The 230-nt window shown below is 62.6% G+C and carries 1 pseudogene; it reads left to right on the top strand.

Annotated elements, in window-relative coordinates:
- Nucleotides 1-230, top strand: a pseudogene (locus QP775_RS25675) (hypothetical protein); the annotation flags it as partial.

The following is a 230-nucleotide window of genomic DNA, read 5'->3' as shown; positions in this document are numbered from 1 at the left end:
GGCTACAATGGTGCAGGCGGTGGATCAGCCGCTGGTACAGCACCTGGCAGTACGGGCTATGGCACAGCAGGGAAAGCGACGGCACGCAGCTCTGCGGGCACATTTGGCGGTGCAATGCGCCCTGCAGGAGCAGGGGGAACAGCAGGTACGAACCGCGTGACGGTGTCTACGCAGCTGGATAAGGCAAAGCAAGCGGGCAGCGGTGATGCAAGTTTCCAGGCTGGCGACAA

The organism is Paenibacillus sp. UMB4589-SE434 (assembly GCF_030226685.1).
Lineage (GTDB): Bacteria > Bacillota > Bacilli > Paenibacillales > Paenibacillaceae > Paenibacillus_B.
The sequence above is the reverse complement of the archived record's forward strand: the minus strand, read 5'-3'. Positions and strand labels throughout refer to the sequence as shown.